Below are 14,194 nucleotides of genomic sequence, written 5' to 3' on the forward strand. Positions count from 1 at the left end.
TTAAGGGGGGACGGCGCCTTGGGTCAAGGCGGATCGGTTCAACCCACGGCGATCTTCACGGCCAGGGGGATCAGGATCACCGCGAAGACGCGCTTCAGCAGCGGCGCCGGGATGCGGGAGGCGAGGCGTGCGCCGAGCGGAGCGGCCAGAACGCTGGCCGCGCTGATCTCCAGGAAGGCCGGCAGGTGCAGGTAGCCGACCTGACCCGGCAGGTCCACGCCCTGGCGCAGGCCGAGACCGGTGTAGAGGATGGCGCCGAGCACCGTCACGGGAAGCCCGATGGCCGTGGAGGTGGCGATGGCGCGGGTCATGGGGTGGCCCCGGCCGCTGAGGAAGGGGACCATCAGCACCCCACCCCCGGCGCCGATGAAGCTGCCGGCCACGCCGATCAGCGCGCCGCCGAGACGGTAGGTGGTGGGGGATGCGGGCGTGGCGGCGGTTTTGCGCGCGGAGGCCGTCAGCATGCGCCAGGCGGTGTAAAGCAGGAACGCCGCGACGATAACGCGCAGGGCAACGGCCGGCAGATGCGTGGCGACGGCGCTGCCCAGCGCGACGCCAAGCAGGCTCGCGGCGATGGTGGTGCGGAAGACGCGCCAATCAACGTTGCCGAGCCGGTGATGCGACAGCACCGAGGAGACGGAGGTCGCGGCTACCACGGCCATGGAGGTGGTCAGCGCGGTCAGCGGCGCCACGGCGGCGGGCACGCCCAGCCAGGGCAGCAGCAGCGTCAGGAGCGGCACCGCCACCAGCGCCGTTCCGACGCCCAGCATGCCCAGAAGCAGGCCGCCGGCCGCCCCGCCGGCCAGAAAGATGAGCGCGCTGAGCATAAAGTAAGCCTTGCCGTCCGCCGCAGGATCGGCACCTTAATGAATCCCCAGACGAAGGAGGAGCAAAAGACAATGGACGTCAGCGCTTACCCGGTCATCGTCCGCCCGCTGGCGCCGGAGCAGGGCGTCGGCTACGTGACCGAGGTGCCCGACCTGCCGGGCTGCACCGCCGGGGGGGCCACGCCGGCCGAGGCGGAAGCGGCGACGCGCGCGGCGATCCGCGCGTGGATCGAGGCGGCGCAGAAGGGCGGCCAGCCGGTGCCGCCGCCGTCCGAGCGTCTGCGCGAAGTGACGCAGTGACGCGTCAGAGGCCGTAGCGGGACCAGAGGGCGCGTTCCTCGACGGCGGCCAGCGCCGCGCCCGGAAGCTCGGAGGCGAGCGAATCGAGGGCCGAATCGAGGGCGGGCGCCCCCACCCGCAGGCCGACGCGGCGGAACCAGCGGCGGTCTTCCTGCACCACGCGCAGGCGGACCTTTTCGCCGAATCGGCCACGCAGGATGGTGCGCAGATCGCCGATGCCGTCGATCAGGCCCATCTCCAGCGCCTTGCGCCCGGCCCAGAAGGCGCCGGAGAACAGAACCTCGTCCGGGGCGTTCAGCCGCCCGCCGCGCCGGTCGCGGACCATCGCCTTGAAGGCGTCGTGGATGTCGGTCTGGATGGCTTTCAGGTGGGCGACGCCGTCCTCGCGCTCCGGCGCGAAGGGGTCGAGCAGAACCTTCTTGTCGCCAGCGGTGTAGAGACGCCGCTCGATGCCGTGGCGCTGGATGAACTCGTGCGCGCCGAAGCCCGAGGACACCACGCCGATAGAGCCGAGGATGGAGCTTTCGTCGGCCCAGATCTCGTCCGCCGCACAAGCCAGCCAATAGCCGCCGGACGCCGCCGCGTCCTCGCAGAAGGCGAAGACGGGGACGTTCTTCTCGGTGGCGAGGTCGCGGATGCGCTTGGCGATCAGCGCCGACTGCACCGGCGATCCGCCCGGCGAATTGACGATCAGCGCCACCGCCGCCTGCTTCTTCAGGGCGAAGGCCCGCTCGATCAGGGGGGCGGAACCGGCCAGCGTCAGCCCGTGGCGCAACGGCCCCAGCTGGCCGATGACGCCGGTCAGGCGCAGGACGGACACGATCGGCCCGGCCTCGCGCCAGGGGCCGAAGGGGAGCTTGGCGAGGAAGTCTTGCATGGTCATCGCCGGTTGAAATGGTGACGCTGGCGGTGGGTTTGCAAGGATCGGGCGGGGGTGACGGGAAAAAAGCGCCGGCCGGGGGCCCCCCACCCTTGCACCAAGGCTATCGCATTTGGCCGTTGAAGCCGCTTTCCGTGTCAAAAGCAACTTTCCAGCGTCATTCCCGCGAAGGCGGGAATCCAGGGCACATCAGTGCTGAGGTGCGAAGTTTTCTGGATCCCCGCCTTCGCGGGGATGACGTATGGGAAGCTGTCTGCTGGCCGGCCGAGCCTTCCCATTGACGACCCTATTGGCGGTGGAAATTCAAATGCGATAGCCCCCACCCTCCCCCGTGCCGCGCACGGGGGAGGGAATGAAAGACCTCACGCCGCGCGGATGCGGGCGATGAAGCTTTCGACGGTGGTGGTCAGGGTCCGCGACTGGCTGGACAGGTCGTTGGCGGCGTGGAGCACCTCGCTGGCCGAGCGGCCGGCGTCCTGCGCCGCCTGGTTGACGCCGGTGATGTTGCGGGTCACCTCGGTCGTGCCGGCGGCGGCCTGCTGGACGTTGCGGGAAATCTCCCCGGTTGCCGCCGTCTGCTCCTCCACGGCCGAGGCGATGGAAGCGGCGATCTCGTTCACCTTGCGCACGGTCGTGGTGATGGAGCGGATGGCCTCCACCGAGTCCTGCGTCTCCTTCTGGATCGCCTGGACCTGACCCGAGATTTCCTCGGTCGCCTTGGCGGTCTGGTTGGCGAGGCTCTTGACCTCCGACGCCACGACGGCGAAGCCCTTGCCAGCCTCCCCGGCGCGGGCCGCCTCGATCGTCGCGTTCAGCGCCAGCAGGTTGGTCTGCGCGGCGATCTCCTGGATCAGCTGGACCACCGTGCCGATGCGCTGGGCGGCGTCGTTCAGGCTTTCCACCATGGCGTTGGTGCGCTGCGCCTCGTCCACGGCGGTCTGGGTGCTGCGGGCCGAATCCTCGACCTGACGGGCGATCTCGGCGATGGAGCCGGCCAGTTCCTCGGCGGCGCTCGCCACGGTCTGGACGTTGGCCGAGGCCTGCTCGGTCGCGGCGGCGACGGCGGCGGCCTGCCGGGTGGTCTCCTCGGCGACCGAGGACATGCTCTGCGCGTTGCCCTGGAGCTGGGTCGCGGAGGACGACACGGCGCCGACCACGCTCTTCACCGACGCCTCGAAGCTGTCGGCCAGTTCGTTCATCAGGCGCTTCTTCTCCTGGGCGGCGCGCTGTTCGGCCTCCTTGGCCTCCTCCTCCATGCGGCGGGTGCGGATCAGGTTTTCCTTGAAGATCTGCATGGTGCCGGCGATGTCGCCGATCTCGTCCTTGCGGCCGACGCCGTAGATCTCGACGGCGGTGTCGCCGTCGGCGAGGCGGCGCAGGCAGCCGACCGAAGCGGCCACCGGACGGCCGATGCCGAACCGGGCGATGAGGAAGCCCACGACGATGCCGCCGACCACGCCCAGCACAGCGACGGTGAGGACCAGCGTCTGGATGCGGGCCGCATCCTCCTGCGCGCTCTTGGCGACCGTGTTGGCCTTGTCGTCGGAGTAGCTGTTGAATGCCCCCATGGCCTGCTGAAGCTGGGTCGCCGCGGCGCGCGACGCGAGGGCGGAATCGACGATCTCCTGCCGCGCCTTGTCGTTGGTGACCTGAGCACCGTTGCGGCGCGCCACGGCCATGGTGTCGTCCAGTTCCTTGAGGTAGGCGGCGTAGGCCAGTTCGACCGCGCGCAACAGCTCCGCCCCGCGCGCCCCGGCCGTAGCCTTCAGGCCGGTCAGCCGCTGCTCAAGCTGAGCGCGCTGTTCCTGGATGACCTTTTCCACCTCGGCGACCTGCGCCGGCGACGGCTCGGCGGCGACGCGGAACTCGGCCCGGTTGAGCGCGATGACGTTCTGGTTCAGGCGGGAGCCGGTCAACGCCTCCTGTCCGGCTTCCTGCACCTCGCCGGCCTCCAAACTCAGATTCTTCAGTGCGTTGACGCTGATCACGCTGATGACGGCCATGGTCGCCGACAGCAGCCCGACCACGAAAAGCACCTTGGTCAGGATTTTCCAATCGCTGAAACGCATGTCCAACTCCCCCGCCCTTTTAGGCTGTTAATTTTGAGTCGATACCATCCACATTGTTTTGGGGAGCGGTCCGGCAAGAGACAACTGCGTTTTTTGCATTGCGGCATACTGCCTCAGGTTGAGAATTTTTGCCTGAGCGTTTTTGCCTACGGGTTTCTGCCTGGGTGGACTCAGGGCGCCAGCGCGGCGGCATCGCGCAGGATGCGCTGGGCCTCGTCGGTGTAGGAGCCGTTGGGGGTGTGCAGGGTCAGGCCCGACGTGAAGCGGGCCGGGGCCTTGCCGCCCTTCCGCGTGGACAGGAGGATACGGCGGGCGTCCTCCCCCGGTTTGGGCCACAGCGGGACAAGGATGAGGGAGCCGAAGCGGGCGCCATGGAGGGCCGCCAGGATCTCGTCCACCCGGTCGGCGCGGTGGACCAGGGTCAGCGCCCCGCGCGGCTTCAGCATGGCGGCGGCGAAGCGCAGCCAGTCCTTCAGCGCGGCCTCCCCTTCCACGTTGGCGGCGGCCTTCCAGGGGTCGGGCGGAAGGCTGGCGGCACCGGCGCGGAGATAGGGTGGGTTCATCATGACGCGGTCGAAGGAGGCCGGCGTCAGGTTCGGTGGTGGGGACAGAAGGTCGCCGTCGAGGATGGTGACGCGGGAGTCCGCGCCGTTGAGGGCGGCGTTGCGGCGGGCGTAGCCAGCGGCATCCGCGCGCTTCTCCAGGCCGGTGACGAGCGCGTCGGGGACGCGGGCGGCGAGGCACAGCGCGGCGGCCCCGGTGCCGGTGCCGACGTCGAGCACGCGCTCGCCGGGACGCGCGTCGGTGAAGGCGGCGAGCAGCACCGGGTCGATGGCGGCGCGGTAGCCGTCAAAGGGCTGGAGAAGACGGACGCGGCCGTCGAGGAGGGTGTCGGTGGTCATGGCCTTTCCGGGCAATGTTCCCTCGCCCAGCCCTGCTGGGAGAGGGGTCAGGTTTCCTCGCCCGCGTCGCGCAGGAGGCGGCGGGCGCGGGCGTGGTCGGCCTCGGCCACCATCAGGCGGCGGGGGATGGCGCCGATGGAGCCCTCCAGGATGCTGGTGTGGGTGTCAAGCACGACGCCCTCGATCCCGGCGTCCGCCAGAAGGGCGAGAAGCCAGGACAAACGGACCGGATCGGTGGTGCGCAGGAGTTCCTTCATCACATCTCGAATGCGAATCGCCCTGCGGACTTGACCGAAGAGGCTATGCCGTTATGCTCCCTGCCGGAATTCGTCACGTCAATCATCATTGGAGTCGACCTTGGCGGTCGTGACCAACCTCGAGCCGAAACGGCGCAAGTCCACCCCGCTCGACGATCTGACCGCCCTGGTGGCCGATGACCTGAGCGCGGTCAACGATCTGATCGTTCAGCGGATGCATTCGTCCGTGGATCTGATCCCGCAGCTTGCCGGCTACATCATCGCGGCCGGCGGCAAGCGGCTGCGCCCGGTCCTGACGCTGGCCGCCGCCGAGCTGTGCGGCTACCAGGGTGAGGATCACAAGATGCTGGCCGCCGTGGTGGAGTTCATCCACACCGCCACGCTGCTGCACGACGACGTCGTGGACGAAAGCGATCTGCGGCGCGGCCTCGCCTCGGCCAACGCGGTGTTTGGGAACAAGGCCAGCGTGCTGGTCGGCGACTTCCTGTTCTCCCGCTCCTTCGAGTTGATGGTCGAGGTCGGGTCGCTGGACGTGCTGCGCATCCTGTCCAAGGCCTCGGCCGTCATCGCCGAGGGCGAGGTGCTGCAGCTGCGCACCACCAACGACACGGAGACCAGCGAGCAGGCCTACCTTGAGGTCATCAAGGCCAAGACCGCCGAGCTGTTCGCCGCCGCCTGCCGCGTCGGCGCCGTGGTGGCCGAGCGCCCGCAGGCGGAAGAGCTGGCGCTGTACGATTACGGCATGAACTTGGGCATCGCCTTCCAGCTGGTGGACGATGTGCTGGATTACTCGGCGCTCCAGGCCAAGTTGGGCAAGACGGTCGGCGACGATTTCCGCGAGGGCAAGATCACCCTGCCGGTCGTGCTGGCCTTCCGCCGGGGCAACGACGAGGAACGCGCCTTCTGGCGCCGGGTCATGGAAGACCTGGACCAGCAGGACGGCGACCTGGAGCGCGCGCAGGAGCTGATGGCCAAGCACAACGCCCTGAAGGACACCGTGGAGCGCGCCCGCCATTACGGCTCCATCGCCCGCGACTCCCTGGGCCTGTTCGCCGACAGCCCGGTGAAGCGCGCGCTGCTGGAGGTCATCGACTTCGTGATCGACCGCGATTTCTAAGCGGCCGTAATTTTTTGCGCCGGGGGCGATTTTGGCGTTGCAGCCCCCGGTTCGAGCCGCTATATCAGCGGCCTCGACGCGGACGGTAACGGTTTACGGTTCGGCGTCGGACTGACGGAGAGTAGCTCAGCCTGGTAGAGCACTGCTTTCGGGAGGCAGGGGCCGGAGGTTCGAATCCTCTCTCTCCGACCAAAAGATGAAGGGCCGATGCGGAGACGCGTCGGCCCTTCGTCGTTTCGGGGTTCTTGTCGTTGTTTCGGGATCCTTTGTCGATTCCGTTGAGGAAAAAGGGATTTTTGCGTTGCAGCCCTCGGCCCGACCGGTTATATACGCGGCCTCGGCGGCACCGGTGACGGTTCGGCGCCGAACTGACGGAGAGTAGCTCAGCCTGGTAGAGCACTGCTTTCGGGAGGCAGGGGCCGGAGGTTCGAATCCTCTCTCTCCGACCAAAAGATGAAGGGCCGATGCGGAGACGCGTCGGCCCTTTTTCATTTCAGCCTGTCGTTTTCGCCGTGCCGGCATGAACGGGGCCGTTGGCTGTTACCATCCTCGGAGACGCAACGTCCGGGGAGGCCAATGGTGGAAGACGCGATCAGCAACGGAGACGGCGCGCCCGGCGGGCCGATTGGGGTCCAACTCGATCCGGCGGCGGTGGACGTCCGTCCGGCGGTGCGCGAGGCGGTGCTGGCGGCGGGGCTGCGGCCGCGCGACATCGGGCGCGGGCGCATGGCCTGGAGCCGCCACGAGAACGACACCACCCAGGTGACCGACGGCACCCACATCGCCGACAGCACCCATGTGATGGTGTCCTGCAACGGCCGGCTCGACGGCGATCCGGACCGCGCGGAATGGACCGCCGGACGTTACGGCGACGCCGGCGGCTTCGTCGAGGTGGCCGGGCTGACCCTGCGGGAGGCGCTGGAGGCGGTGGAACTGCTGCCCAAGCCCCTGCGGGTGGACGGATCGCAGGCCGAGGCGGTCTACCCGTCGCTGGAAGAGGCGATGAGCGATTTCGCCTGAGCCGGCATCTCTTACTTGAGAGCTTCGTCGATCTCCACCTGGTAGCCGTTGGCGAGGCGGTTGGTTTCGTTGGCCATGCCGATGACCGCCATCAGCTCGCCGAACTGGGCGTCGGTCATGCCGGCCTTGCGGGCCGCCGCCTCGTGCGAGCGGATGCAGTAGGCGCAGCCGTTGGTGACGCTGACCGCGACAAAGATCATCTCCTTCACCAGCGGGTCGAGCGCGCCGGGGGCCATGACCTCCTTCAAACTTTCCCAGGTGCGCTTCAGCGTCGCCGGGTGGTGCGCGGTCATCTTCCAGAAGTTGTTCACGTCGGGGACGTTGCGGGTCGCCTTGATGTCGTCGAAGACGGCGCGGACTTCGGGGGTGGCGTCGGCGTGCTCGATGGGCTTCAGGGGCATGGGGGATCCTGCTGTGACGGTGGGATGGCCTGCGACATTTTGGCCGGGCTTGGGCGCGCGCGCTATGCGCGATTGGCCGCGCGTGGTTCCGGGACGGACCGGGCGCCACCGGCAAAACCCATGGCGTTCAAACGTTTAGAGTCATACCGGGCGAAGGCTGTCGCAAGTTTTGCTAAAAGACGATTATATCTTAAGGCGCCTTTAAACAATGCTGCAACGCACAAGTCGAAGTCCGGAAGTTGACCAAAACTGAAGCGCAAGCGTAATAATTGAAACGGTAAAAGCTTAAAAACAAGAATTCTAGTCATAGTCTGAATGGGCGAGGAAACCTATGCTGAAGGCGGAGCCGGGCGGCGCTTGGATATTGATGCGTGCGGCTTCCGCTCACCGCATGGGCTTGCCCGCGTCACGGCCGATGTCATGGACCGCGTGATGGAGGGGGCCGCAGCCCCTGGCAGCGAGGCGTCCCCGGTGGTCGTCCGGTTCGGGCAGGCGGCGGCGGCCGACCTGCGCCGGCTGGCGCGCTTGCACGACCGGGAACCGACCGCCGAACTCCTGGAGGAGCTGCGCGAGCAGCCCCTCCAGGATCTTTTCGGCCTGACGCTCGACCGGCCCGACGCCGAACAGGCCATGGCCCTGATCGCCGAGGTCGCGGCCGACCTGCCCTGCCCCATCGACGGCGAGTCGCTGGAGGAGCTGGCGGCCGACTTCGCCAGCATCCACCGGACCGACGCCTTCCGCGCCGGACCGCGCGAATCGGTCTGGGGCCACGCGGAGGCGGTGTCCCAAGTGGCAGCGTGGCACCTGCGCTTCGGTTTCGTCAGCGGCGATCCACGCGACCCCGACCATCTGGTGCCGGAGCTGCGCTTCCTGGCCGAGCTGCTGGACCGCGCCCGGCCGGAGGACGCCGCCGCCTTCCTCGACCAGCATCCGCTGCGCTGGGTCCCGGATTTCTGCGGGCGGATCGCGGCGCACTGCCGCACGCCCTATTTCGCGGGGGTGGCGCTGCTGACCGGCGCCTATCTCGACCAGCTGCGCGACCGGCTGGAGCGGGATTTCGCCCTGCTCCGTCCCCTGGACGAACGGCGTGCGACCGAAAGGAAGGGCACATTGAGCCGAAAGCCAGAATATGCGGATCCGTGGGCCTAGAGGATAATTTCGGATGAAATTGACTCGTCCGGAGGGGCTGGCGATGGATGGCGGTGACGGGCTGTTCGGAATCTCCCGCTCCCACAAGCGCATGCCGGCCATCGCCATGGACCGTTGCGTCCACAGCCGCTCCGAGCTTGCCAGCTGCCGTGCCTGCGCCGACGCCTGCCCGCGCGGTGCCTGGATCGTCGGGGACGGGGGCGAGGATGACGGCCGCGTGACGCTGGACGCGCAGGCGTGCGACGGCTGCGGGCTGTGCGCGCCGGCCTGCCCGCAGGCGGTCATCGGCCACAGCCACAGGGTCGCCCGCCGGCTGGACCACGGGCACCCGGTGGCCTTTGCCGCCTGCTCCCAGACGGGCCTGCGCAACGGGCGCGACGGGGTGGAGGGGGTGCTGCCCTGCCTGAACGTGCTGGGACAATCCGAACTGGCCGAGCTGTACCACGCCGGGGTGCGGCGCATGGTCATCGTGCGGGAAAGCTGCGCCACCTGCCCCACCGGCAGCTCCACCGCCGTGCGGCTGGAGCGCGCGGTGGAGGAGCTGAACGTGCTGCTGGAGGGGCGCGGGCTGCCGCCGCTGACGCTGACCCGGCGGTCGGTCACGCCGTGGCGCGCCTATCTGACCTTCGACACGACTCCGGACCGGGCGGTGATCGAGCTGAAAAGTGACGCGGCGTGGCCGGTGGGGCGGCGGCTGCCGGAACCGGCCGAGGATCGCGCGGCGGAGACGGTGCCCTGGCCGTGGGTGCCCTCCATCGACGCCAGCGTCTGCTCGGGCTGCGCCAGCTGCGCGCGGCTGTGCCCGACCGGGGCCATCCGGCTGGCCGGGGACCCGCCGGCCTTCCGCATCACGGCAGAGGACTGCACCGGCTGCCGGCTGTGCGTGGACGCCTGCCGGCCCGGCGCCCTGATCCTGGAGCGGCTGGCCCCGCGCCGCCAGACCGGCATTCCGCTGCCGCGCCCGGCTGGGGGACAAGTCGGGGAACAGGGGTACGCCTCCGCGCAGGGATTCATCTGACCGAACGGCATAGATTCACCCGAAAGTCCGGCCGGAAGGCCGGCTTGCCGGGCACATGGATGGAGCCATAGCTTAGCCCCTGCTGTCTTGCCCGCCTTTTCGATGGTTATGCCGCATCGCTCGCTCGTCAGTTCGGCCGATGGCCCCCCCGGATCGCTCCGCCTCCTGCGCCTGCTGCTGGCAGCGTCCGTGGTCGTCCCGCTGTCCCTGTTCGCGGCCATCGCGTGGCGCGATTACCTGGAGGTCCAGGCCGACGCCGAGCGCAACATCCGCAAGACCGTGCTGATCCTGCACGAGCACGTGCAGAAGGTGTTCGACACGGTGGAACAGGCGCTCGACCGCGTGGACGAACGGTCGCGGGGCATGGGCTGGGAGGAGATCCCCAGCTCCGAGTCGCTGCATCGCTACATGAAGACGCTGAGCGACGAGCTGCCGCAGGTCGGGTCGCTCGCGCTGGTCGATCCGCAGGGCTTTGTCCAGATCGTCAGCCGGGTCTTCCCGCTGGAGCCGCTGTATGTCGCCGACCGGGAGTATTTCCGGGCGCAACGGGAACGCGACCACGGCTTCCACGTCGGCGAGGCGCTGGTCAACCGCCGCACCGGGCGCCCCCAGTTCAACGTCAGCCGGCGGCGCACCAGCCCCGGCGGGCCGGACGGGGTTTTCGCCGGCACCCTGGTCGCCAGCATCCGGACCGACTATTTCGTCGAGTTCTACCGGCAAGTCGCGCAGGGCGAGAACGAGGCCATCTCCATCCTGCGCGAGGACGGAATGGTTCTGGCCCGCTACCCGGCGCTGGAGAGCGGCACGCCCTTGCGGCTCGGACCGGACGCGGTCTTCATGCGCGCCGTCGCCGAGGGGCGGCAGGACGGCGTCCATCGCGGCCAGAGCCACGTCGACGGGATCGAGCGGATTTTCGGCTACAAGAGGGTCGCGCCCTATCCGGTCTATGTGTCCTACGGGGTGGCGCAAAGCGACATCACGGCGGCGTGGCTGCGCAACATGATGATGTACGCGGCCTTCGCCCTACCGGCGACGCTGGCGCTGGCGGTCATGTCGTGGCTGGCCATGCGCCGCGCCCGGCGCGAGACCGACGCGGTGCGCCGCTGGGCCGAGGAGGTGCGCAACCGCGAGCAGCTGGAGATCGCGCTGCGCCAAGCGCAGAAGCTGGAGGCGCTGGGCCAGCTGACCGGCGGGGTCGCCCACGACTTCAACAACCTGCTGACCGCCGCGCTGACCAACCTGCACCTGATGTCCCGCCACCTGCCGCAGGAGGCGGCGCGCCATCTGGACGGGGCCAACGCTGCGCTGGACCGGGCGAAGAAGCTGACCGGGCAGCTTCTGGCCTTTTCCCGGCAGGAGGCGGTCAACCCGACGGTGGTGGATCTGGGCGACAGCCTGCGCGGGATGGCGAACCTGCTGGAACGCTCCATCCGTGCCGACATCGCGCTGGACTGGGATCTGGCACCTCTGCCCATGGCGGTGGAGGTCGATCCGGTGCAGCTGGAAATGGTCGTGCTGAACCTCGTGATCAACGCCCGCGACGCCATGCCGGGAGGCGGGCGCATCCGCATTTCGGCCCGGCCGGCGGGTGATTCGCCAACGGGGGGCGTTGTGATGCTTGAAGTCGCGGACACCGGCCAGGGCATGCCGCCCGAGGTGCAGGCCCGTGCCTTCGAGCCCTTCTTCACCACCAAGAGCGACGGGAAGGGCACGGGACTGGGGCTGTCGATGGTCTACGGATTCGCCCGCCAGTCGGGGGGCAACGCCGAGATCGAGAGCACGCCCGGCCGCGGCACGCTGATCCGCATCGCCCTGCCCGCCACCACCAAGCGCCCGGTCGCCGAACCGGCGGCCCCGGAAGCGGCGCGCGGCGGGCCGGAGCATGTGCGGGTGCTGGTCGTGGAGGACAACGCGCTGGTCCTGATGGCGACGGTGGAGGGGCTGGCGCAGGAAGGCTTCGACGTGCTGACCGCCGACCACGGCGCCGAGGCGCTGGAGGTGCTGGAGCGCGAATCGGGAATCGATGTGGTGGTGTCGGACGTGGTCATGCCCTACGGGGTGTCGGGGATCGACCTTGCCCGCCGGGTGCATGAGCGCTGGCCGCACATTCGGGTGCTGCTGATCTCCGGCTACAGCCCGGAGTCGCTGACCGGCCTGGGCGCGGACACCGCCGTTCTGCCGAAGCCCTTCACGCCCGACCAGCTGGCCGGGCGCATCCGCACGCTGCTGGCGTCGGCTCAGGCCGTGTAAGTCCGGGCCACGTAGATCCGGGCCATGCAAATCCAGGCCGCGCAAATCCAGGCGGCGTGACGACCGTCACATCAGCACGCTGATGAACATCGGCAGCCACAACGCCAGCGACCAGAGGAGGCCGAGGAAGATCCCCTGCGTCAGGTCGGTGAAGGTCGGTTCGGCAAGGGAATGGAGGCGCCAGATGGCTTCGCGGTCCTTGGTCCGTTCCGGCTGAGCGTCGTGCATGGCGTGCCCTTCTCGTGCTGTCGGACAGTCGGCGTTCGTCTTGCCGCAGTCGTCTTCCACAGAACCATCGAACGCGGCTGCGGTTCCGCATTGCACATAAGATGGGGGAGCGTCGCGCCCAACGGTCCCGAAGGAAGAACCCCCTTTCGAGTGGGGACAATGAAAAACCCCTCTTCCATGGGGAAGAGGGGTTTTCGAAAGCGGTGCCCCCAAGCGATGCCGCCACACGATGCCTCGGTGGAGACGACCTGGGGGTTTGCCGGCCCGTGCGTTACTTGCCCGGACGGATCACCGGGGTCAGCTGGTCGCCCCAGTTGCCCGACGCGTTGTGATAGCGGGCGGTGCGCATCAGCTCGACCGTGATGCCGGCCTCCACGGCCTTGACGACGGCGTCGTTCAGGCGGTGCAGGTTGTTGGCGATGATGCGGATGGCGCTTTCCTGCTCCGGCGTCAGCTCCGAACGGTCGTCCGGCGGCGCGTCCTGGAAACCCGATTGGTTAGTCATGCGGTGTTCCTTCCCTCGTTCTCTGGCGGCGTCAGGCCTGAATACGTCTTAACACATCGTGCGCCGGGAGCAAGGGCGCGGCGAGACAACCTCATTCGAAAGATCCATGCGCCGGAGCGGCATCCCCCCGCATCGGACTTTCGTCAGCGGGCGTTTGATCGGGGAAGAAGTTCGGCCTACCCTGCGCCGCAATGAACCGAACGGCACCACGCCGAACAAAGACAAACGAGGGGAACATGGCTGAAACCGCGCCCGAATCCGGGACAACCGAATCCGGAACGACCGGGTCCAGAACCGTCGCCTTCCTGGGGCTTGGCACCATGGGCTTTCCCATGGCCGGGCATCTCGCCAAGGCCGGGCACCGGGTCACCGTCTACAACCGGACGGCGGCCAAGGCCGACGCCTGGGTGGCCAAATTCGGGGGCGTGAAGGCGGCTACACCGGCCGAGGCCGCCAAGGGGGCCGAGGTGGTGTTACTGTGCGTCGGCGGCGACGACGACGTGCGTGAGGTGGTCGGCGCGGTGCTGGGTGCGATGCAGCCGGGGGCGGTGATCGCCGACCATTCCACCGTTTCGGCCGAGGTGTCGCGGGAGATGGACGCGGCGGCGCGGGCCAAGGGCCTGTTCTTCCTGGACGCGCCGGTGTCCGGTGGTCAGGCTGGGGCGGAGAACGGCGTGCTGACGGTGATGGTCGGCGGTGATGCGGCGGCGTTCGAGCGCGCCCGGCCGCTGATGGCCTGCTACGGCCGGTCGGTCACGCACATGGGTGCGTCGGGCGCCGGGCAGCTGACCAAGATGGTCAACCAGATCTGCATCGCCGGGCTGGTCCAGGCGCTGGCCGAGGGCATGTCCTTCGCGCAGAAGGCCGGGCTGGACGGGCACAAGGTGGTGGACGTGATCTCCAAGGGCGCCGCGCAGTCCTGGCAGATGGAGAATCGCGGCAAGACCATGCTGGACGACAAGTTCGACTTCGGCTTCGCCGTGGACTGGATGCGCAAGGATCTGGGCATCGTGCTGGACGAGGCGCGGCGCAACGGGGCCACGCTGCCGGTGACGGCTCTGGTGGACCAGTTCTACGCCGAGGTGCAGGCCATGGGGGGCAACCGGCTGGACACGTCGAGCCTGATGAAGCGCATGAGGCGGTGAGGGGATAAGCGCGGGCGTCGCCGGGGGTTTTTCACCACCAAGACACCAAGGCACCAAGAAGCCACGGCTTAAAGAGGGCGAGGATTCTTGGTGCCTTGGTGCCTTGGTGCCTTGGTGGTGAATCCT

General features: G+C 68.5%; 15 protein-coding genes and 2 tRNA genes. 9 read left to right on the forward strand and 8 right to left on the reverse strand.

What is annotated here, in order from left to right; translation table 11 throughout:
- Positions 1-38: 38 nt before the first annotated feature.
- Positions 39-827, reverse strand: a complete 789-nt coding sequence (locus J2852_RS22765; protein WP_209880172.1) for a sulfite exporter TauE/SafE family protein — start codon at positions 825-827, stop codon at positions 39-41.
- Between the two features lie 72 nt (positions 828-899).
- On the opposite strand from J2852_RS22765, the gene J2852_RS22770 reads away from it, so the two are divergent.
- Positions 900-1,127 (forward strand): type II toxin-antitoxin system HicB family antitoxin, encoded by a 228-nt coding sequence (locus tag J2852_RS22770; RefSeq protein ID WP_209880174.1) that lies wholly within the window; start codon positions 900-902, stop codon positions 1,125-1,127.
- A gap of 4 nt (positions 1,128-1,131) precedes the next feature.
- Here the strand turns inward: J2852_RS22770 and J2852_RS22775 are convergent, their stop codons facing one another.
- The 4 genes from J2852_RS22775 to J2852_RS22790 form a co-directional block, all read right to left on the reverse strand.
- Complete coding sequence (locus J2852_RS22775; RefSeq protein ID WP_425514401.1) at positions 1,132-2,004, reverse strand: S49 family peptidase; 873 nt, start codon at positions 2,002-2,004, stop codon at positions 1,132-1,134.
- Between the two features lie 365 nt (positions 2,005-2,369).
- Positions 2,370-4,076 carry a methyl-accepting chemotaxis protein gene (locus tag J2852_RS22780; RefSeq protein WP_209880178.1) on the reverse strand — a complete coding sequence of 569 codons (1,707 nt, stop codon included), beginning with the start codon at positions 4,074-4,076 and terminating at the stop codon, positions 2,370-2,372.
- 170 nt (positions 4,077-4,246) lie between these two features.
- On the reverse strand, positions 4,247-4,978 hold the full coding sequence (locus J2852_RS22785; RefSeq protein ID WP_209880179.1) for a tRNA1(Val) (adenine(37)-N6)-methyltransferase: 732 nt from the start codon (positions 4,976-4,978) through the stop codon (positions 4,247-4,249).
- A 47-nt stretch (positions 4,979-5,025) separates the two neighbouring features.
- Positions 5,026-5,235, reverse strand: a complete 210-nt coding sequence (locus J2852_RS22790) for a putative signal transducing protein (RefSeq protein WP_209880181.1) — start codon at positions 5,233-5,235, stop codon at positions 5,026-5,028.
- A gap of 100 nt (positions 5,236-5,335) precedes the next feature.
- On the opposite strand from J2852_RS22790, the gene J2852_RS22795 reads away from it, so the two are divergent.
- The 4 genes from J2852_RS22795 to J2852_RS22810 all read left to right on the forward strand — a co-directional run bounded on the left by J2852_RS22795 (position 5,336) and on the right by J2852_RS22810 (position 7,372).
- Positions 5,336-6,352 (forward strand): polyprenyl synthetase family protein, encoded by a 1,017-nt coding sequence (locus tag J2852_RS22795; protein WP_209880183.1) that lies wholly within the window; start codon positions 5,336-5,338, stop codon positions 6,350-6,352.
- Between the two features lie 115 nt (positions 6,353-6,467).
- Positions 6,468-6,544, forward strand: a tRNA-Pro gene (locus J2852_RS22800).
- Between the two features lie 180 nt (positions 6,545-6,724).
- A tRNA-Pro gene (locus tag J2852_RS22805) sits at positions 6,725-6,801 on the forward strand.
- Between the two features lie 127 nt (positions 6,802-6,928).
- Positions 6,929-7,372 carry a hypothetical protein gene (locus tag J2852_RS22810; RefSeq protein ID WP_209880185.1) on the forward strand — a complete coding sequence of 148 codons (444 nt, stop codon included), beginning with the start codon at positions 6,929-6,931 and terminating at the stop codon, positions 7,370-7,372.
- Positions 7,373-7,383: 11 nt separating this feature from the next.
- On the opposite strand, the gene J2852_RS22815 is transcribed toward J2852_RS22810, so the two are convergent.
- The gene (locus J2852_RS22815) at positions 7,384-7,773 is read right to left on the reverse strand and encodes a carboxymuconolactone decarboxylase family protein (protein ID WP_209880187.1); all 390 of its coding nucleotides are present in this window, start codon (positions 7,771-7,773) and stop codon (positions 7,384-7,386) included.
- Between the two features lie 357 nt (positions 7,774-8,130).
- Here J2852_RS22815 and J2852_RS22820 point away from each other — a divergent pair, with 357 nt between their 5' ends.
- The 3 genes from J2852_RS22820 to J2852_RS22830 all read left to right on the forward strand — a co-directional run bounded on the left by J2852_RS22820 (position 8,131) and on the right by J2852_RS22830 (position 12,190).
- Positions 8,131-8,922, forward strand: a complete 792-nt coding sequence (locus J2852_RS22820) for a TorD/DmsD family molecular chaperone (RefSeq protein WP_209880189.1) — start codon at positions 8,131-8,133, stop codon at positions 8,920-8,922.
- A gap of 13 nt (positions 8,923-8,935) precedes the next feature.
- Positions 8,936-9,940, forward strand: a complete 1,005-nt coding sequence (locus J2852_RS22825) for a 4Fe-4S binding protein (protein ID WP_209880191.1) — start codon at positions 8,936-8,938, stop codon at positions 9,938-9,940.
- Positions 9,941-10,048: 108 nt separating this feature from the next.
- Positions 10,049-12,190, forward strand: a complete 2,142-nt coding sequence (locus J2852_RS22830; protein WP_209880193.1) for a hybrid sensor histidine kinase/response regulator — start codon at positions 10,049-10,051, stop codon at positions 12,188-12,190.
- Between the two features lie 66 nt (positions 12,191-12,256).
- Here J2852_RS22830 and J2852_RS22835 read toward each other — a convergent pair whose 3' ends face one another.
- Positions 12,257-12,418 (reverse strand): hypothetical protein, encoded by a 162-nt coding sequence (locus J2852_RS22835; RefSeq protein ID WP_209880195.1) that lies wholly within the window; start codon positions 12,416-12,418, stop codon positions 12,257-12,259.
- A gap of 271 nt (positions 12,419-12,689) precedes the next feature.
- Positions 12,690-12,923, reverse strand: a complete 234-nt coding sequence (locus J2852_RS22840) for an SMc00767 family acetate metabolism repressor (protein WP_209880197.1) — start codon at positions 12,921-12,923, stop codon at positions 12,690-12,692.
- 191 nt (positions 12,924-13,114) lie between these two features.
- Between J2852_RS22840 and J2852_RS22845 the strand changes: the two genes are divergently transcribed.
- On the forward strand, positions 13,115-14,068 hold the full coding sequence (locus tag J2852_RS22845) for an NAD(P)-dependent oxidoreductase (RefSeq protein ID WP_209880199.1): 954 nt from the start codon (positions 13,115-13,117) through the stop codon (positions 14,066-14,068).
- Positions 14,069-14,194 lie beyond the last annotated feature (126 nt).

Origin of the sequence: Azospirillum soli (assembly GCF_017876165.1) — a bacterium.
In the GTDB taxonomy this organism is placed as follows: Bacteria; Pseudomonadota; Alphaproteobacteria; order Azospirillales; family Azospirillaceae; genus Azospirillum; species Azospirillum soli.